Origin of the sequence: Bifidobacterium sp. UMB1197 (genome assembly GCF_030217745.1) — a bacterium.
Classification (GTDB): domain Bacteria; phylum Actinomycetota; class Actinomycetes; order Actinomycetales; family Bifidobacteriaceae; genus Bifidobacterium; species Bifidobacterium vaginale_B.
Window position 1 is genome coordinate 27,381 of sequence record NZ_JASOOL010000004.1, and the last position, 20,105, is coordinate 47,485.

Below are 20,105 nucleotides of genomic sequence, written 5' to 3' on the forward strand. Positions count from 1 at the left end.
AATAATGATTAGTAAAGCAATTGATCCTACCGAAAACGGGGTTCGGCGTTCAATTAGCAATGCGCACACAATAGTTGTAAAGGTTGGGTCTAGTTCGCTAACCGCGCCAACAGGCCATTTAGATGTGCAAAAGCTGCGCTCGCTAGTAGATGCCATTAGTCGCGCGCAAATCAACGGCGCGCATGTTGTGCTTGTGTCTTCTGGTGCAATCGCAGCAGGATTTGGGCTTTTGGGCTTTGATTCCAGGCCAAAAGACGTTCCAACTCAGCAGGCTACGGCTTCGGTTGGCCAAGGGCTGCTTATGGCGCAATACGAGCAGGCTTTTGCAAAATATGGTCTAAAAGTTGGGCAAATGCTTCTAACGGCAGACGTTACTATAAGTCCTTCGCGCTACCGCAATGCTCAGCGCACAATGCTTAGGCTGTTGGAATTAGGCGTTGTGCCAATTGTAAACGAAAACGATGCTTTGTCTAGCAACGAAATACGTTTTGGAGATAACGATAGGCTTGCGGCGCTTGTTGCAAACATTGTGCGAGCAGATGCGCTGGTGCTTTTAACCGACGTGGACGCGCTTTACACAGCTCCGCCTAGTGAGCCAGGCGCTAAGCGGATTGGCTTCGTTCCAGATGTTACAAGAGTGCTAGACGAAGTTAAAGTTGGTGCAAGTAGCTCGGGTGTTGGCACAGGCGGAATGGTAACCAAGATGGAGGCGGCGCATATTGCCGCGGTTTCTGGCATTCCAACGCTTTTAACGTGTGCAAGCAACGCTGCGGGCGCTCTGGCGGCGCAAGCCGTTGGAACCGTGTTTGCGCCAGTAAATTCGCGTGCTTCTTCTAGAAGACTTTGGATTGGGTTTGCGTCTAATCCGCGCGGGGCGATTATTGTTGACGCTGGCGCTGCTGCGGCCATTTGTGCGGGGCGAGCGAGCCTTCTGGCGGCTGGAATCGTAGGTGTTTCTGGCGATTTTTCTGCAAGCGACCCAGTGTGGATTGACGACGAGCAGGGTAATCACTTGGCAAAAGGACTAGTTGCATTTGATTCAGACGAGATTCCGCAAATAATGGGGCTTACAACGGACGGTTTGGAGGCCACTTTGGGGCGGCAATACGCGCATCCTGTGGTGCATCGCGATAACCTTGTGCTCTTATAGCGATTGCTGCTGCGTGAGGTTTTCCCGATTTTGTTGTTGATTTTGCTGTTTTGAGCTACATTTTCGGGAAAATCTTCCCGATTTTGTAGCTCGACACGCCGTTTTAAGCAACATTTTCGGTAAATCGCTCGCGCGGCTAATCCGTGCGAACGCAGAAACACCCAGCCCTCCTACACATCCAATAGGAAGCCTCGCTGGTTGAAGCGTAAACAAAATCGGGAAATAACGTGTAATGGCTAAACTGTAGAGTATGGCAGAAAATATCGCAGCAAATATGGCAGTAAATAGCGCAGAAGGCGCGTCGCAAATCGCAGAAAGCACACCTAACTCTCAATGGCACTCCATGAGCAATCGCATTAACAAAGTTGCTCCAAGCGCAACGCTTGCAGTAGATGGCAAGGCAAAAGCGATGAAAGCCGCAGGAATCGACGTTATTAGCTTCGGTGCGGGCGAGCCTGATTTTCCAACTCCGCTCTACGTTGTTGAGGCTGCCGCAGACGCATGCAAAGACCCAAAAAACTACAAGTACACAGCTACGGCTGGCCTTCCAGAGCTGCGCGATGCGATTGCGCGCAAAGTTAAGCGCGATTCTGGCTACGATGTTTGCGCGGATCAAGTTGTTGTAACAAACGGCGGCAAGCAAGCTGTTTACGAAGCATGCCAGATTTTGCTAAACGACGGCGACGAAGTTATTATTCCAGCGCCATATTGGACAAGCTACCCAGAGGCAGTAAAACTTGCAGGCGGCGTGCCAGTGGCGGTTATGGCTGGCGCGGATCGCGGTTTTGAGCCAGATATTGAGGCGATTGAGGCTGCTCGCACCCCGCGCACGCGTGCGATTATTGTAACTTCGCCTTCTAATCCAACGGGCGCTATTTGGAGCGCGCAAACTATTCGCGCGATTGGCGAATGGGCTGTAAAACACCACATTTGGGTGCTTTCCGACGAAATCTACGAGCATTTGCATTACGACGGCGTAAAAACTTCGTACATTGGCGTAGAGGTGCCAGAAGTGCGAAACCAGCTGCTTGTTTTGAACGGCGTTGCAAAAACGTACGCAATGCCAGGTTGGCGAGTTGGCTGGATGGTTGCGCCGCTTGAGGCCGCAAAAGCCGCGATTAAGCTTCAAAGTCACATGACTTCTAACGTTTCTAACATTTCGCAGCGCGCAGCTCTTGCAGCGGTTGGCGGATCCCTAGACGTTGTTACTAAAATGCGTGATTCCTTCGATGCTCGTCGCAAGGCGATTGTGCAAGCGTTAAATAGCATGGAAGGCGTAACTTGCCCTCTTCCGCACGGCGCTTTTTACGCGTTTGCAAACGTTGAGGCGCTTCTTAATCGCCCGCTGGGCAAGGATTCTAAGATTCCAGAAACATCGTCTGTGCTTGCGCAAATGCTTCTTGACGAAGCGCATGTTGCTGCTGTTCCTGGCGAGGCTTTTGGTGCGCCTGGTTACTTGCGATTCTCGTGCGCTTTGGCAGATAGCCAGCTTGCCGAGGGCATGAGTCGCATGAAGAAGTGGATTGAAAGCGGCAGCGCGTTTTAAAAATCGCAAGCTTCCGCGCATTTAGCGACACTCGCTAATCGCAATAAAATCCCTAAATCTTGCCCTTCCGCTAACATGAATGTTTGGCGGTTTTGCCAAATCAACCTTTTTAAGGTATGATTAGCAAGTTCACCTAGGGATGTGGCGCAATTGGTAGCGCAACGGTCTCCAAAACCGTAGGTTGTGGGTTCGAGTCCCGCCGTCCCTGCCAGTTTTATTGTTAACAATTTTCAAACGAAGGATTCAAGCATGGCCAAGGCAAAAGAGAAGAAGCCAAATTTGTTCATGCGTATTGGCATGTTCATTAGGCAAACCATTGACGAGACGCGCAAAGTCGTAGCTCCACACGGCAAAGAGCTGTTTGCTTGGTCTGCTTCCGTGTTTATTTTTGTTATTTTCTTGATGGTTTTTGTCACTGTTATGGACTTCGGTTTAGGCAAGTCCGTTATGTGGCTGTTTGGCTGATTTCGACGAATTTTGAGGGTGTGCAAATATGACTGACGAGTTGAATCTCGAAGATGTTGAGTCTGTAGATAATTTTGCTGATTTAGATGCAGCTTCCGTTGCTGCAGATGCGCCTGAGCAGTCTGAATCTACGGCTGCTGGCGATTTGCCAGCGGAAAATAGCGCCGATGCTGCTAGCGATGCTGATGTTGCTAGCGATGCAGATCCTGCAGATGCTGGCGCCGCAGCAGTTGCCGAGTTTTCCAAGACTTTGCGAACCCTAGAAGGCAAGTGGTACGTTCTTCACACCTACTCTGGCTACGAGAAGCGCGTTAAAACTAACGTTGAATCTCGCGTTCAAAGCTTTGGCCTGGAAGATAAGATTTTCCAGATTGAAGTGCCAATGGAAGAGGTTGAAAAGCACACAGACAAGGGCAAGAAGGTTATTACCCGCGTGCGCGTTCCAGGCTATGTTTTGATTCGCATGTGGCCAGACGAGAATGCTCGCCGCATTGTGCGCGAGACTGAAGGCGTTACTGGTTTTGTTGGCCCATCTAAGGAGCCAGCGCCGCTTAGCCGCAAGGAAGTTATTGACATGATGGCTCCTATGATTGCGTCTGAGGCGTTGAAGAAGGCTGGAGATAAGCCAGCGGCCGCTCGCAAGCGCAAGGTGGAAGTTGCTTACAAGGTTGGCGATCAGGTTACAGTTACCGATGGTCCATTTGCAACTATGGCTGCGGTCGTCTCCGACGTGGATCCTACAACGCAAAAGCTTACGGTTCTTGTTTCTATCTTTGGTCGCGAAACTCCTGTGGAGCTTGGCTTTAACCAGGTAGAGCCTATTGTCTGATTAAACTGCTTAACAGTTGTTTAACAGGTTTAATAGGTTTAATAGGTTTAGTCCTGCCGTTTAAGCGATTGATTTTCAATGAACTTTATCTTTTTGGATTCTGTTGATTCTACGCAAAACGTTGCACGCAAAGAGCTTCTTGACCATAACTTTAAAAGCTCACTAAGCGCAAGCCCGCTTATTTGCGCGGTTATTGCAAACAATCAAAGTGCTGGCCGCGGCCGTCTTGGTCGCAAGTGGGTTAGCAAGCCAGGGCAGAGTTTTATAGCGTCTTATGCATCTGTTTTACCCAAAAGCGTTGTTATGGATTCCAAATACAACGGCTGGCTGCCTATGATTGCTGGGCTTTGTGCTAGAGATGCGTTGATTGAATCACTTAAAGAAGTTGGCGCGCGAAAGGTCGCAGAAGCCAGCGAATCCTGCAAAGAAATAATGCTTAAATGGCCGAATGACATTTTTATTGGCGATTGCAAAGAGGGCGGAATCCTAACTGAAGTGGTTGCGTTTGCAGGCAATGAGTCTTTACAACAAAATGTTGGTGTGATTTTTGGAATCGGCCTTAATCTTAATGTGTCTAAAGAGTCGCTTCCAATTGAGCAGGCAACATCTTTACAAATGCATTACGCGAATCTTCCAGACGCTATGGAATTAAGGGATATTATTGCTAAGCGTTTGGCGCAAAATCTAAACAATAGACTAGCGAGTTTTGTGCAAAATCCTGCGCAAAGTGCATTATGCTTGCGTAAGGAAGTTAGCGCAGTTTGCTGGACTCTTGGGCGCAAAGTTAGCGTATATGCGCCAGACGTTAATAGCGAGTTAAATAGCAGCGAATACGTTAAAGGCGTTGCGCAGAGCATTAATGATGATGCTTCGCTTTCGATTTTTAAAGACTCTGGAGAATCTGTGATTGTGCATACGGGCGACGTATGCGCGCTTAGTGTTTGAAACAATCGCACTACAAGGCAGGTCGGAGCGCGCTCCTTCCTTGGTATTGCGCGAGGTTTGAGTATTTCTCTCCTCGCAAGTGACGCGCTCCTTTACGGGGGTCTTATGAACGTTAATATTCCAAGGCCTCAGTATGGCGCTATTTATTGCTCGTAGAGAAATACATCAAACCTTCTGGATATCTAGAACTTTTTCGTATCTTTCATCACCGAGATTCTCGATTTTTCTTGCTCTCTCGGCGAGTCACCACCTTCGGCGCTGAGGCTCACCTCTTTCGCGGCGAAAAATCTCGAATCTCTACCTTGCTTGCGCTCCGACCTGCCTTCGAGCTTAAAGCGTAGCGCGCGAACGACTTTCCCGTGTTTGTTTCCCGAATTGGCCGAAATGTAAACAAACGTGGGGGAAAAGAAACAAACGTGGGGGAATGTGCCCGTGTTTGTTTCCAAAATTGGCTGAAATGTAAACAAACGTGGGGGAAAAGAAACAAACGTGGGGGAATGTGCCCGTGTTTGTTTCCCGAATTGGCCGAAATGTAAACAAACGCGGGGGAAAAGAAACAAACGCGGGAAAGTAATCTTGCTTTTTATACAAAAAAGACCGCGGCGACGAGACTGCGGTCTTAGAATAGTTAGCGCGTTACGCTTGCGATTAATCACGCATAATCACGCTTCACGATCACGCGTTGCGCTTAAACGCGCCATACAATCCTGCGCAAGCAGCGCTAGCGATTGCAGCCTTAATAATATCGCCCACAATAAAGCCAGTAGAAGCCACGGCGATTGCCCACACAGGCAGGTGCATCATAAGCGATTGGCCTACAAATCCAAATGCGTAAATCACAAGCGAACCAACAACGGATGCTGCAAAATATGCGCCAAATCGTGCAAATTTCTTAGTAACAGAATCCTCTGGCATAGCGGCATTAACAACGCCTTCGAGAGCAGACTTTACAAGCGCAATCGCAGCCACGCCGAATACGAATCCAACAAGGAATCCAACGCTAGGGCCTGCAAAAGCCACAACGCCGCTCTTTCCGCCTGCAAACACTGGCATTCCAGCCGCGCCAATCGCAAGGTACATAAGAACAGAGCTAACGGCCTGGCGCCATGTCAAAGTAAGACCTGCTAAAGCCAAAACCAAAGTTTGCAAAGTTACAGGAACAGGAGTTCCAGGAATTGGCAATGCGCCAGCCATAGTGGCAGCGCTAATAAGCACGGCAAACAAAAACGCCTTAGCAAATGGAACAGCTAAGCGCGTAGCGTCAAAAGCCTTAGATGCAACTGCGCTAGAGTTTGCGCTAGAGTTAGATTCAAAATTAGCCACGATATCCTTCTTTCGTATTGTTTTTCGTTGCTGAATCAAACATTAGACAAAAATCGGGCGCTGCGCGTTGGAGAAGTTTACAAAAAATCGCATAATGTTTTGTTCAAATTTACGGATACTATAAGTCAAATTTCCTATAACTTGTAACGTATGGTTACGAATATCAAAAAAATACTTGTGGCAAATCGCGGCGAAATCGCGCTTAGAGTGATTCGCACTGCTCAAGAAATGGGAATCTCAACTGTAGCTATTTATGCGGCATCCGACCGTCAGGCACAGTATGTTGAGATGGCAAGCGAAGCGTACGCGCTTTCTGGAGACACGTACAGAGACACTTATTTAAACGAAGATGCGATTATAGATATTTTGCATAAAAGCGGAGCGGATGCTGTACACCCAGGCTACGGATTTTTATCGGAAGTGGCAAGTTTTGCGCAGAAGGTGATTGATGCGGGTGCTGTGTGGATTGGACCTAAGCCAGAAGCACTTATTGATTTGGGGGATAAAATAACCGCGCGGCGCGTGGCAACTCGCGCTAAAGTGCCGCCCGTTCCAGGAATTTCGGAGCCTGTAAAAGACATTCGAGAATTGCTGACTTTTGCGCAAACACACGGCTACCCAGTTATGATGAAGCGTACAGATGGCGGTGGAGGCCGCGGAATAACCGTTGTTCACAACGATGATGAGCTTCGCGGATTCTACATGAACCACGACGCTTTGCAAGGCGGCGACCTTGACGAGTACTTTATTGAGCGTTTTATAGACAAGGCCAGGCACGTGGAAACACAGGTTGGCCGCGATTCGCATGGAAACTTCACCATATATTCCACGCGCGATTGCTCGGTGCAGCGCCGAAACCAAAAGTTGGTTGAGGAAGCACCAGCGCCATTCCTTACCGATGACGAGAACGCGCAGCTTCACCGATATTCTCGTAACCTATTTGAAGCTGTTGACTACGTTGGTTTGGGCACGTGCGAATATATGGTGACTTCTCAACACAAAGTTTACTTCTTGGAAGTGAATCCACGATTGCAAGTGGAGCACACAGTTAGTGAGGAAGTTAGCGGACTAGATCTTGTGCGCGAGCAGCTTACGATTGCTGACGGCGGCGAGCTCACGCAAAATCACCCTTCGCGCGGGCATAGCTTTGAGCTTAGAATCACTTCGGAAGACCCGGCCACAAATCTTACGCCTAGTGCAGGCACGCTAACAAAAATAGAGTGGCCATCTGGTCCTGGAATCCGCGTGGATTCTGGCGTAGAAGTTGGAGATAGCGTGTCTCCAAAATTCGACTCCATGATGGGCAAGCTTATTGTTACGGCGCAAAATCGCGATGCGGCAATTGCTCGTGTAAGACGCGCGCTTAAGGAGCTTTGCATTGAGGGAGTGCCTACTCCTGCTAAGCTTTTTGAGCAGATTTTTAACGATCCTGATTTTACAGCGCAAGATCACGATTTTGATATTTCTACAAAATGGCTTGAACGCAAGTATTTGAACCGCACTGCGGCGGCGGCAAATGGCGGGCAGCCTGCTTCTTTGGATTCCAATAAGTCTGGTGAAGACGCGCAAAATAAGCCAACTAAAATGGAGTCTTTTGTAATAGAAGTAGACAATAAGCGCGTAAAACTTACGATTCCGCAAGATATTGTAGACAATCTTACTGGCTCTGCACGAGTTAGAAGCACAGTTCGCGCATCGCAGCCTCTTAGAGGTCGAGGCTTAAGAGGAGATACTCACAAGTCGGAAACGCCAAAGGACGCTCCTGGCGTGATTTCTGCTCCAATGCAAGCCGTGATTACGCGCGTAAACGTTGCGGAAGGTCAGAGCGTAGCCAAAGGCGATCTGCTTGCTGTTCTTGAATCTATGAAAATGGAAAACTACGTTTACGCACCTGCAGCAGGCGTGGTTACGGGCATTTTTGTAGGGCCTGGAGATGGTGTAGAAGCAGGCGAAAAGCTTGTAACAATTGATGTGACTAAAGGCGGTAGTGCAAAATGAGTGCGCTTACTAAAGATGCTACACAAGTTGCAAAAGATGTTAATAGAGATGATATGCAAGTTAATAAAGATATTCAGCCTACGCAGCCTACACAAAATATGCAGCCTCAGCGCGGAAAAGCAGCCGTAGAACACGCGGCTCGCCTTGCTAGAGACGCCGAGCAGAATGCTTTAGAACGCCAGCATGCAAAGGGAAAATCCACGGCAAGAGAGCGCTTGGATTTGCTTTTTGACACGGGAACGTTTGAAGAAATCGGCCGATTTAACGGCGGAGATATAAATAACGATGTTGCAGGATGTGCTGTAATCACAGGCTTTGGCGAAGTGTACGGCAAAAAAGTGGCCGTGTATGCGCAGGATTTTTCCGTTCGTGGAGGCACGCTTGGGCGCGCTGAAGGCCAGAAAATTTGCCATCTTCTAGACATGGCGTTGCAGCTTGCAGTTCCAGTTGTTGCGCTAATCGACTCGGGCGGCGCTCGCATTCAAGAAGGCGTTAACGCGCTTACGCAATATGGCAGAATCTTCAAAAAAACTTGTGAAGCAAGCGGTTTAATTCCGCAAATTTCCTTGATTTTAGGACCTTGTGCTGGTGGCGCAGTTTATTGCCCTGCTCTTACGGATTTTATAATCATGACTCGCGAGCATTCCAACATGTTTGTAACTGGTCCAGATGTTGTTAAGGCTGCCACAGGCGAGTCGATTAGCATGGACGATTTAGGCGGTGGATATGTGCATAACTCCACTTCGGGCGTTGCTCACTATTTGGGCGAAGACGAGGCGGACGCCATTGACTACGCGCGCACGATTCTTGCCTATTTGCCGCAGAATTGCAATCAAAATCCGCCAGCATTTGCCTACGCTGCCACTCGCGCAGACAGAGAAACCGCTAAGCAGCTTGCCACTATTGTTCCGAGCAATGATCGCCAGCCGTACGACGTTTTAGACGTTATTCGCGCAATCGTAGATTATGGCGAATTTGTGCAAGTTCAAGAGCTTTACGCGGCATCCGCGGTGGTTGGTTTTGCTTGCATAGACGGGCATCCCGTTGGAATAGTGGCAAATCAGCCTAAAGTCAATGCCGGAATTTTAGACGTTAATTCTTCCGAAAAAGTAGCGCGATTTGTGCGATTGTGCGACGCGTTTAATCTTCCTGTTGTAACTCTTGTAGACACTCCTGGATACAAGCCAGGATCGGACCAGGAGCACGCTGGAATTATTCGCAGAGGCGCAAAAGTGATTTACGCATACGCAAACGCGCAAGTTCCGCTTGTTACCGTGATTTTACGCAAGGCTTTTGGTGGAGCATACATTGTAATGGGCTCCAAGTCTATGGGCGCAGACTTTAACTACGCTTGGCCTACCAGCCAGATAGCGGTTTTGGGCGCTCAAGGAGCCGTGAACATTATTCATCGCAAGGATTTGCAAAAAGCAAAAGAGCGTGGTCAAGATGTTGAGGCTTTAAGAAAACAGCTTGTTGAGAATTACGAAAATACCACTGTAAACGCGAATCTTTCGCTGGAAACTGGCCAGATTGACGCAATGATAGATCCGGAGCAAACAAGAGATGTTATTGCTAATTCTTTGAAGATTTTAAGGAGCAAAAAACGTGTTTCTAGAACGGGGAAGCATCATGGAAACCAGCCAATGTGATTGAGAATTATTTGAGGGCGATTTGAGGGTGATTTGGCACGTGCGCAAATCGCAAGCAGCCGCTGGACGCGATTAGCGACAAGCCGCAAATAATCAAAAACACAAATAATCCAAAAACACAAAAATCTTAAAAATAAAACGTAAACCCACAAACAAAGGAAATAAAATGACAACATACTTATTTGACGAGTTGGCACAAACCCCACATATGCTTGTTTTTGCAGGGCAATCCACGCCGTGGGTTCAAGCGTTAAAAGAAACGCAAAAAGATGAAGACTTAAACGCGCAGCTTCGTGAGTATAACGATTGCGCCAAAAAACTTTTAAACAACATATATGCGCAGCTTTTAGCAAACGCAGGGAAAGACATAAACGTATTCGATGCTTTAGAATCTGCTGGAGAGCGCACGCAAGACGCGCAAATTAGCGTACCAGGAATTGCATTGGCGCAGCTTGCAGCGGTTAAAGATCTTACAAATCTTGGATACAATTTTGAAGTTTGCAAGCCAATCGCAGCTATTGGGCATTCCCAAGGCGTAATTGCGGCAAAAATGGTACAAGCGCGCTTAGAAGCTGGCTCTTGGCAGGCGGCGCAAAGCAAAATCGCGGAACTTTTAGCAATCGCATATATAATCGGTGCTGCTGCAGACCGTGAAGCAAGAATGTTGCAAATAAGTGCAAGCGGCAATGCTACGCCAATGCTTTCCTTAAAAGGTGTAACAAAAAAACAGGCAGAAGTGTTGATTTCTCGCGTGGAGCGCAAGCGTGCCGAAGTTTCGATAGCAGTTAAAAATTCGCGAAATCACATGGTGTTATCTGGTTATCCGCAAGACATGGAGGCCGTTTTAATCGAAGCTCAAAAAGAAGCCAAACATTCCAAAAAGTTGCGAGATTCTAAAGAGTGCGGAGGGTCTGTATTTTCTCCAATCGCAGAATACTTAGATGTTTCGGTTCCTTTCCATTCAAAAATGATGGAAGAAGCTGTTGAAAACGCGCAAAAGTGGGCTAAGCAGGCTGGAATAGATGCGGAGCTTACACGCCATCTAGCAAATCAGGTGCTTGTAGAACAAGTTGATTGGGCAAGTCAAATCAAAGAAACTTTGGCAAGTCTTGAAGATGCTGCGCAGAATCTTTTTGTGTTAGATATGGGCCCTGGAGAAGTGTTGGGCAAGCTTACGGGCGCTCTAGTGCAGGGTAGTGGCGCTGGAATAGTGGAAGCGGGAACAATGGCGGCTCGTGCTGCTGCTTCTACAATGGATGCTTCTTCCGCAAATTCTTTGCGCACTGTTTGCTGGAATAAATTTGCGCCGAAAGTTGTTGAAACCGAGTCTGGGCGCAGAGTAATAACAAAATTCAGCAAGCTAACGGGCAAGGCTCCTGTTCTTCTTGCTGGCATGACTCCAACAACTGTAGATCCGCAAATCGTTGCGGCTGCTGCAAACGCGGGATATTGGGCGGAGCTTGCGGGCGGCGGCCAAGTAACAGAAGAAGTGTTTGACAAGCATGTGGAAATGCTCCAAAAGCAGCTAAAAGAGGGAGCAACTGTAGAATTCAACGCCATGTTTATGGACCGCTATTTGTGGAATTTGCAGTTTGGTGGCAAGCGTATAGTTCCAAAAAAGCGCGCTTCTGGAGCGCCAATCGACGGCGTTGTTATTTCTGCTGGAATCCCAGAGTTAGACGAGGCAAAGGAACTTGTTAAAACTCTTCAAGAAGATGGATTCCCGTATGTTGCTTTTAAGCCAGGAACAGTTGAGCAGATTCGCCAAGTTATTCGCATTGCAAAAGCCGTTAAACCAGCAACCATTATTGCGCAGGTAGAAGGCGGTTCTGCAGGCGGCCACCATTCTTGGGAGTCGTTAGACGATTTGCTTATTAACACTTATGCGCAGGTGCGTGAATGCAATAATTTGGTGCTTGTAGCAGGTGGCGGAATTGGCACTCCTTCGCGCGCTGCCGATTATATTAGTGGCGAATGGTCCAATGAGTACGATTTGCCAAATATGCCAGTGGACGCCGTAATGATTGGCACTGCTGCAATGACAGCAAAAGAAGCACATACAAGCCCGCAAGTTAAGAAGATGCTTGTTGAAACGCCTGGAATTGTTCAATCGCATGCTAACAGTGTAGAGGGTCTTGGTGCTAGTGAAAATCCGTTTGCTCCTATTGGAGAGCGCTGGGTGCCTTCTGGAAAAGTTGTTGGAGGAATGACAAGCGGATTAAGCCATTTGCATGCAGATATTTACGAGATTGAGAATGCGTCTGCGCGCTGTGGAAGGCTTCTTGTTCACATGATGAAGCATCCAGAAGAGCTTGAATTACGTAAAGACGAGGTTATTGCGGCTCTTAATACAACAGCAAAGCCGTATTTTGGCAATGTTGAGAGCATGACATACCAGCAATTTGCTCAGCGATTCCTTGACTTATGCTACCCGTGGGCGGATTCCACATACGCCACTCGCTACATGCATTTGCTTGAGCGAATTGAGGCGCGTTTTACGTGGCAGGATTCTGGAGAATTTGACTCAAGCCTGCCTTCTTTGCAAAGCGTTTGCCAAAATCCTCAAGAAGCTTTGAACAATCTTATTGAAAAGTTCCCAGAGGCAGCGCAAACAAACGTTATTCCAATGGATGCCGCATGGTTCCCAACTTTGGTGCGCGAATACCCTAAGCCAATGCCGTTTGTGCCAGTAATCGACAACGATTTGCTGCGCTGGTGGGGCCAGGATCAGCTTTGGCAGTCGGAAGATTCGCGCTACTCTGCAGACGCTGTTCGTGTAATCCCAGGGCCGATTTCTGTTGCTGGAATAACAACAATGGACGAGCCAATCGCAGATATTTTAGGGCGATTTGAAGCTTCGATTATAAGTCGTGCGGATGCTTGCGATTCTAGAGTTTCTCTTGCGCAAAGCGCGTTTAGTCAAAGCGCGTTTAGTCAAATCGCGTGCGCAAAAAATGTTGAAGAATACGTGCGCGCCTGCCCGAATATATCTTGGATTGGTCACGTAACTTCTAACCCAGCTTACGGAACGCAAGAATGCAGTGAAAACTACGTTATAAGCGTTGTTAGTGAAGAAGATAGCGTAATTAAGCTTGATTTAGATATTAAATTAGATACATTCTGGGATGATTTAAGCGGCAATGATTTAAGCGGCAATGATTTAAGCTGCAATGATTCAAACAATAATAAGAATCATGCTGTGAGAAACATTGTGATTCCGCTTATTGTAGATGCAAAGCGCGCAGGAAGCATACCAGTAGTAGACCGCGAGCGTCTCCCAGAGTACGTTTATAAAATGCTTGCCGCAACCGCAGGCATTGGAAACATTGCGATTACGGGAGATGCTTTAAGCGAGATGCCTAAAGTAGATGAAAGCAGCAAATCGCAAGAATCGCCATTTGGTGTAGTAAAGTCTTCGTACACGCTTTCCAGAAATCTTGGAATTGATCATGAATCTGCTACAGCTGGGCGACTTTCGGGCGGATTACAGCCGTCTAGAATTGTTCCAGACGCTCTAGTTGGCCCTGCTTGGCCAACGATTTATTCTGCTTTGGGGTCCGTAATGGTAAACGGGTATCCAGTAATCGAAGGCTTGCTTAATGCGGTTCATTTAGACCACTTAATAGAACTAGACGTTTCGAACGGCGATTTGCAAAAGCACGTAGGCGAGCGCGTAAACCTTGTTGGCTGGGCGCAAAGCGCGCAAGAGTCTGCCTCTGGGCGAGTTGTTACAATCAACGTTGTTCATTTAGCGCAAGACGGAACGCATCTAGCGCACGAAACAGAGCGATTTGCGATTCGCGGTCGCAGCTACAGCGCGGCTCTGCCAAAACCTGCTGCAGAGTATGGAGACGCAGCAGATTTGCATGGATATGAGGTGGATGCCACTCCTAGAAGAATGCTTAGAAGAGTGGTTTTGAACGCGCCTAAAGACATGACGGCATTTGCGCGCACTTCTGGCGATTTTAACCCAATTCACACTTCTTACAGAGGTGCTGCAATATCGGGGCTTAATGCTCCGCTTGTACACGGAATGTGGCTTTCGGCGGCAGCTCAGCACATTGCGCAAGCCTTGGATGAAAAAGGCGCGCACTACGAGTTGATTGGCTGGACGTACAACATGTACGGCATGGTGCAGCTTAACGACCAGGTTGAAATTACGGTTGAGCGTGTAGGAAAAGTTCGTCGCGCAGGGCTTGCGCTAGAAGTAACATGCCGCGTAAATGGGCAAATTGTGTCTAAGGCTAGCGCTCTTACAGCCGCTGCCCGCGCCGCCTTTGTATACCCAGGTCAGGGTATTCAAAAGCAAGGTATGTCGCTAGATGAGCGCGCCAAAAGCCCAGCCGTGCGCGAAACTTGGCAGCGCGCCGATAAGCTTACTCGCGAAAAGCTTGGATTCTCAATTCTTGCTGTTGTTCGAGATAATCCTAAGGAACTAACAGCAAATGGCGTAACGTATCGTCACCCAGAAGGTCTGCTTAACTTAACGCAATTTACGCAAGTTGCGCTTGCCACTGTTGCTTTTGCTCAGACGGCTCGCTTGCGTGAAGCTGGATGCGATATTTGGCCAGCCTACTTTGCAGGCCACTCGCTTGGCGAATACAATGCGCTAAGCTCGTTTGCTCAGATTATTCCGCTGGAAACAGTGTTGGAGCTTGTGTTCCACCGCGGATCTACTATGCATCATTTGATTGAGCGAGATGCGCAAGGCAGATCCAACTATAGAATGGGAGCTTTGCGTCCAAATCAGTTTGGTGTAGGAGACGATGGTGTAAACGCGTATGTTGAAGGAATCTCCAAGCAGACTGGCGAGTTCTTGCAAATCGTAAACTACAATTTGGCAGGTCAGCAGTATGCGATTGCAGGAACGGTAAAAGGTCTTAAAGCCTTGGCCAAAGATTCCGCTAAGCGTGCTGAGGAATATGGCGGAAAGCCGCCGTTTATGCTTGTGCCAGGAATTGATGTGCCATTCCACTCCAAGCTGCTTAGAAAAGGTGTGCCAGAGTTCCGCAATAAGTTGGATTCGTTGCTGCCTAAGCATATTGACTACTCGGTGCTTGTTGGCCGCTATATTCCAAACTTGGTTGCGTGCCCATTTGAGCTTACTCGCGAGTTTGCGCAAAAGATTCTAGACGTTGTGCCTTCGGAGCGTATTAAAGATGCGTTAGAGAATGATGAAGTTTGGAATTCTTATGCTGCAGACGAGCAAAAGCTTGGTAGATTGCTTCTTACGGAGCTTCTTTCTTGGCAGTTTGCTTCCCCTGTTCGCTGGATTGAAACGCAAGCGCTTATGTTCTCTAGTGCTTCTTGCGGCGGATTGGGTGTAGAAGAATATGTTGAAGTTGGTTTAGCAAACGCGCCAACTTTGGCAAATCTTGGCGCAAAAACGCTTGCAATGCCAGAGTTTAGCGGCCATCGTGTTGCTGTTTATAACGTTGGGCGAGATGAGAGTCGTGTTTATAAAACAGACACAGATTCGCTTGTGCCAGAAGTTTTTGAAGATGATGAAAGCGCGGTTGCTAATCCAACGGTTGCTGGCGATTCTTCCCACGCTGCCGCACAAAAATCGGAAGCTTCCGCCACAGCGCCTTCCGCGGCACCTGCTGTATCTACTCAAATAAATGCAAATAATTCTGTGCAAAATGCGTCAAATGCGTCAAATGCAACGCAAAATGCAACGCAAAATGTGCCATCTGCGCCATCTGGCTCTGTTGCAGATATTGCATTTAAGGCGTCTGACGCTATTGAAATGCTGATTGCATACAGCGCCAAGATTCGCGCCGACCAGATTGGCGCTGCCGATACCACAGATACGCTAACAAACGGTGTATCTTCTAGGCGAAACCAGCTTTTAATGGACATAAGCTCCGAGCTTGGAGTGCCTAGCGTGGATGGCGCCGCAGAAGCTCCAATGAGCTCGCTAAACAAGCTGGTTAATTCTGCAGCTCCGCGCTATAAGGCTTTTGGTGCTGTGCTTAGCGATATTGTGCGCGAACGTCTTCGCAGCTTGTTTGGTGCAGCTGGCGTAAAGCCTGCTCAGGTAGATAAGCGCATTATGGAAGTTTATAAGCTTGGCGAAGGCTGGCGTGCGCACGTTTTGGCGGCTCTTGTTTTGCAAACGCGTTCTGGCGCAAGCGTTCGAGGCGGAGATTTGGCGCAGATTGGCGCGGATTGTGCAAAGAATGCAGCTCAGGCAGAAGCCATTATAGATGCCGCTATACAAAGCGTTGCTAAAGCTAAGGGAGTTCAGGTTTCGATTCCAGGCTCTGGCGCGGGCGCTGCTTCGGGTGCGGTTGTTGATTCTGCTGCCTTAGATGAGTTTGCGCAAAAGGTGGTTGGAGCTAATGGCGTTTTGGCTGCTACTGCTAAGTTTGTGTTAGCAAAGCTTGGCGTTGAGGCTCCTCATGCCCAGGTGGAGGAAGATGAAAATGCTGCCGTTGTTGCAGCCGTGGAAGCCGAGCTTGGGTCGGATTGGCCAAAGCAGGTGGAGCCACGATTTGACGAGCGCAAGGCGATTCTTTTCGATGATCGCTGGGCTAGCGCTCGCGAAGATTTGGCTAGCCTCTACTACAATTCCAGGGATGGTTTCTACACAAACAATCCCGAAGATCTTGAGTACGTTAGAGAAACTTTGAACCGCTACGGTAGCTTTGTTGGCTTAGGCCGTGCAACTGCTTGCGAAGCTGAGTGGTTTGCTAAAAAGTGCAAAGACATTAACTACACGGTATTGTCTTCCATCTTTAAGCAGATTGCGGAGGAAGCGCTAAAGTCTACTAGCGATTTGCCTAAGTTGCGTGATCATTTCTACTATGGAGACGATTCGCAAATCTTCTCAAATTGCTTTGAAGGAGACGTTGCTGTTGTAACAGGCGTTGCGCCAAATTCGATTGCAGCACGAGTTGTGACTGGTCTTCTAGAAGGCGGAGCTACGGTTATTGCCACTTCTCACAGCTTTAAGCCAAGTGTAAAAAAGTGGGCTAAAGAAGCTTACCGACTTCACGCAACCGCTTCGGCTAAATTGTGGCTTGTTCCAGCAAACTTGTCTAGTTACCGAGATGTTGACGCTCTTGTAAAGTGGGTTGGTACGGTTTCTAAGAAGGTTAGTGGAGCTACAACCACCATTTTGAAGCCGGCATACAGCCCAACGTTGTTCTTCCCATTTGCTGCTCCACCAGTTAATGGAACTTTGGCGGATTCTGGTGCGCTTTTTGAATCGCAATCAAGGCTTATGCTTTGGGGCGTTGAGCGCGCAATCGCAGGATTTGCGCAAATCGGAGCAGATACAGATGTAAAGCATTGTATGCACGTTGTTTTACCAGGTTCGCCTAATCGCGGTATTTTTGGCGGCGACGGAGCTTATGGCGAAGTCAAGAGCGCATTCGACGCCATTGTTAACCGCGCGCATGCAGAAAAAGTGTGGTCGAATCGCGTAACGTTTGCTCATCCAAAGATTGGCTGGGTGCGCGGAACTGGCTTAATGGGAGGCAATGATCCTCTTGTGGAGGCTGTTGAAAGCCGTGGCTTAAAAACCTTTACAACAAGCCAGATGGCGAATCTTTTGCTTGATTTGTGCACTAAAGACGCGCGCGAGCGTGCTGCCCAGGCGCCTCTAGACGTTGATTTAACAGGTGGATTAGGCTCGGAGCCGCTTGACTTGAACGAGCTTAAAGCGCAGGCTTTGCAAGAGAATAGTCGTAAGCAGGCTGATAAAGATGCTGCAAGCAAGTCTGAAATCAAGTCTGAAGTCAAGTCTATAAATAAGGCGCTTCCGTCTCCAAATATTCCAACTCAAGCAAGCGTTAACTTGGAAGATTGGAAGAACGTAACAGCAAAGCCTAAAGACCAAATCGTTATAGTTTCTGTTGGTGAGATTGGCCCGTGGGGCTCTGGCCGTACACGCTTTAGCGCCGAGCAGTCAATCCAAGATGACGGAACGGTTTCGCTTTGTGCAGGTGCTGTTTTGGAATTGGCTTGGAGCATGGGCTTGCTCACTTGGCAAGATTCACCAAAGCCAGGCTGGTACGATGCGGAAGGCACACTTGTGCCAGAAGAAGACATTGCAGAAAAGTATCGCGACGAAGTAGTGGCTCGCTCGGGAATCAGGCCATTTGAAACTGGCATGGGCGGCGACTACAAAGACGGAGCAGACGAAGAAGAAGCCGAGATCTTCCTTGACCACGATGTATCTTTCAACGTTGCTACAGAGCAAATTGCGCGCGAATATGTGGCGCTAGACGAGGAGCATACCGAGATTTCTAGCGACCCAGAGTCTGGCGAATGGGTTGTTACGCGCAAAGCTGGATCCATGATTCGCGTGCCAAGGCGAGCAGCCATGACGCGCACTGTTGGTGGGCAATTGCCTAAGGGCTTCGACCCATTAAAGTGGGGTATTCCAGCATCGATGGTTGGAAGCGTAGACCCGATTGCGCTTTGGAACATAGTTGCCACCGTTGACGCCTACATTTGCGCAGGATTTACGCCTTCGGAAATTTTGCAAGCTGTGCATCCGTCTCTTGTGGCATCGACTCAAGGCACAGGATTTGGCGGAATGACGTCTATGCGAAAGCTGTATTTGGATAGATTCCTAAATCATGAAATTCCTACAGACGTGCTTCAAGAAGCGTTGCCAAATGTTGTTGCAGCTCACGTAATGCAAACGTATATTGGCGGTTATGGAAACATGATTCAGCCAGTTTCGGCATGCGCCACTGCTGCCGTTTCGCTAGAAGAAGGCGTTGATAAGATTGCGCTCGGCAAAGCCGACTTTGTTGTAACGGGTGCGATTGACGATATTGGCGTTGAGTCCGTGGTTGGCTTTGGCAATATGAATGCCACTGCAAACAGCGAGGAGATGTACGAAAAGGGTATAAATCCGCGATTCTTCTCTCGCGCGAATGATCGCAGGCGCGGAGGATTCTTGGAAGCACAAGGCGGCGGCACGATTCTTGTTACGCGTGGAGATATTGCGCTTAAGCTTGGTTTGCCTGTTGCTGGCGTAGTTGGATTCATTCACTCGTATGCGGATGGTATTCACACTTCGATTCCAGCTCCAGGATTGGGCGCGCTCGCTGCAGGATTGGGCGGCCGCGATTCCAAGCTTGTGCGCGATTTGGCGGCGCTTGGTGTTACTCCAGACGATATTGCTGTTGTTTCTAAGCACGATACGTCTACAAACGCAAACGATCCAAACGAGTCCGAGTTGCACAATACGCTTGCGCATGCGATTGGGCGTACAAGCGGAAATCCGCTATTTGTGATTAGCCAAAAGTCGCTTACTGGCCACGCAAAGGGTGGCGCATGTGTGTTCCAGATTAATGGATTGACTCAGCTGTTTAGAAGTGGGTGGGTTCCAATCAACGCTTCGCTTGATTGCGTGGATCCTAAGCTTTCGCGCGACGACCACATGGTTTGGTTGCGAAGGAGGATTCACATTGGCTCTGTTAAAGCGGCTCTGGCTACATCGCTTGGATTCGGGCATGTTAGCGGATTTGTGGCGCTTGTGCATCCTGGTGCGTTTGAGGCGGCTGTGGCTGCTAACGCTGGCGTGGATGCGCTTAACGAGTGGCGAGCAAAGGCAAATGCGCGCTTGGCTGCGGGCCAGCGACTCTTGCAAGAGGGCATGATGGGCCATGTACAGCTGTTTGAGCCTGTGGAAAATCGCCGTTTGCTTAAAGACGGTACGCGCATGCCAGATGGATCTCGCTACGATGGGCATGAGGCAGAAAAAGCTATGCTGCTAAACCCAGATGCGCGCCTAGATGCCAGCGGCTATTATTGCTAACGAATCGACGATTTTGCGTTTGGAGCGTAGTACGGTTTCCTTACTTGGTATTGCGCGAGGTTTGAGTATTTCTCTCCTCGCAAGTCCCGTCGCTACGCTCCTCTTTTATTGCTCGTAGAGAAATACATCAAACCTTCTGGATATCTAGAACTTTTGCGTGTTTTTCATCACCGAGATTCTCGATTTTTCTTGCTCTCTCGGCGAGTCACCACCTTCGGCGCTGAGGCTCACCTCTTTCGCGGCGAAAAATCTCGAATCTCCACTTCATTTGGCGTAATCTATGTAATCTTGTAAAGCGCTCATGCAAGTCGTAGTGCTTAGAATAGTTAGGAAGTGAGCTTAATGATTGCAGGCATTGGTCACGATGTTGTACAGATTGCACAATTTGCGCAACAAATGCAACTAATATCGCAGTTATA

General features: G+C 48.5%; 9 protein-coding genes and 1 tRNA gene. 9 read left to right on the plus strand and 1 reads right to left on the minus strand.

Features of this window, described 5'->3' with window-relative positions; all coding sequences use genetic code 11:
• The first annotated feature begins 4 nt into the window (after positions 1 to 4).
• The 6 genes from proB to QP420_RS03515 all read left to right on the plus strand — a co-directional run bounded on the left by proB (position 5) and on the right by QP420_RS03515 (position 4,935).
• Complete coding sequence (proB, locus tag QP420_RS03490) at positions 5 to 1,150, plus strand: glutamate 5-kinase (protein WP_060786584.1); 1,146 nt, start codon at positions 5 to 7, stop codon at positions 1,148 to 1,150.
• A gap of 250 nt (positions 1,151 to 1,400) precedes the next feature.
• Positions 1,401 to 2,696: a pyridoxal phosphate-dependent aminotransferase gene (locus tag QP420_RS03495; RefSeq protein WP_415689325.1), complete on the plus strand. Its 1,296-nt coding sequence runs from the start codon at positions 1,401 to 1,403 to the stop codon at positions 2,694 to 2,696.
• 135 nt (positions 2,697 to 2,831) lie between these two features.
• Positions 2,832 to 2,907: transfer RNA gene (locus tag QP420_RS03500), tRNA-Trp, on the plus strand.
• A 38-nt stretch (positions 2,908 to 2,945) separates the two neighbouring features.
• A complete protein-coding gene (gene secE, locus QP420_RS03505; RefSeq protein ID WP_060786583.1) occupies positions 2,946 to 3,161 on the plus strand; it encodes a preprotein translocase subunit SecE in 216 nt (71 codons plus the stop codon).
• Between the two features lie 28 nt (positions 3,162 to 3,189).
• On the plus strand, positions 3,190 to 3,990 hold the full coding sequence (nusG, locus tag QP420_RS03510; protein ID WP_060786582.1) for a transcription termination/antitermination protein NusG: 801 nt from the start codon (positions 3,190 to 3,192) through the stop codon (positions 3,988 to 3,990).
• Positions 3,991 to 4,068: 78 nt separating this feature from the next.
• Positions 4,069 to 4,935 carry a biotin--[acetyl-CoA-carboxylase] ligase gene (locus QP420_RS03515; RefSeq protein ID WP_481616554.1) on the plus strand — a complete coding sequence of 289 codons (867 nt, stop codon included), beginning with the start codon at positions 4,069 to 4,071 and terminating at the stop codon, positions 4,933 to 4,935.
• A gap of 675 nt (positions 4,936 to 5,610) precedes the next feature.
• On the opposite strand, the gene QP420_RS03520 is transcribed toward QP420_RS03515, so the two are convergent.
• Positions 5,611 to 6,258, minus strand: a complete 648-nt coding sequence (locus QP420_RS03520) for a biotin transporter BioY (protein ID WP_481616555.1) — start codon at positions 6,256 to 6,258, stop codon at positions 5,611 to 5,613.
• Positions 6,259 to 6,408: 150 nt separating this feature from the next.
• On the opposite strand from QP420_RS03520, the gene QP420_RS03525 reads away from it, so the two are divergent.
• The 3 genes from QP420_RS03525 to QP420_RS03535 all read left to right on the plus strand — a co-directional run bounded on the left by QP420_RS03525 (position 6,409) and on the right by QP420_RS03535 (position 19,686).
• Entirely contained in the window at positions 6,409 to 8,256 is a 1,848-nt protein-coding gene (locus QP420_RS03525) for an ATP-binding protein (protein ID WP_415689333.1), read from the plus strand.
• A complete protein-coding gene (locus QP420_RS03530; protein WP_481616556.1) occupies positions 8,253 to 9,905 on the plus strand; it encodes an acyl-CoA carboxylase subunit beta in 1,653 nt (550 codons plus the stop codon). The genes QP420_RS03525 and QP420_RS03530 overlap by 4 nt, the downstream gene beginning before the upstream one ends.
• 166 nt (positions 9,906 to 10,071) lie before the next feature.
• Entirely contained in the window at positions 10,072 to 19,686 is a 9,615-nt protein-coding gene (locus QP420_RS03535) for a fatty acid synthase subunit beta domain-containing protein (RefSeq protein ID WP_481616557.1), read from the plus strand.
• Positions 19,687 to 20,105: the final 419 nt, after the last annotated feature.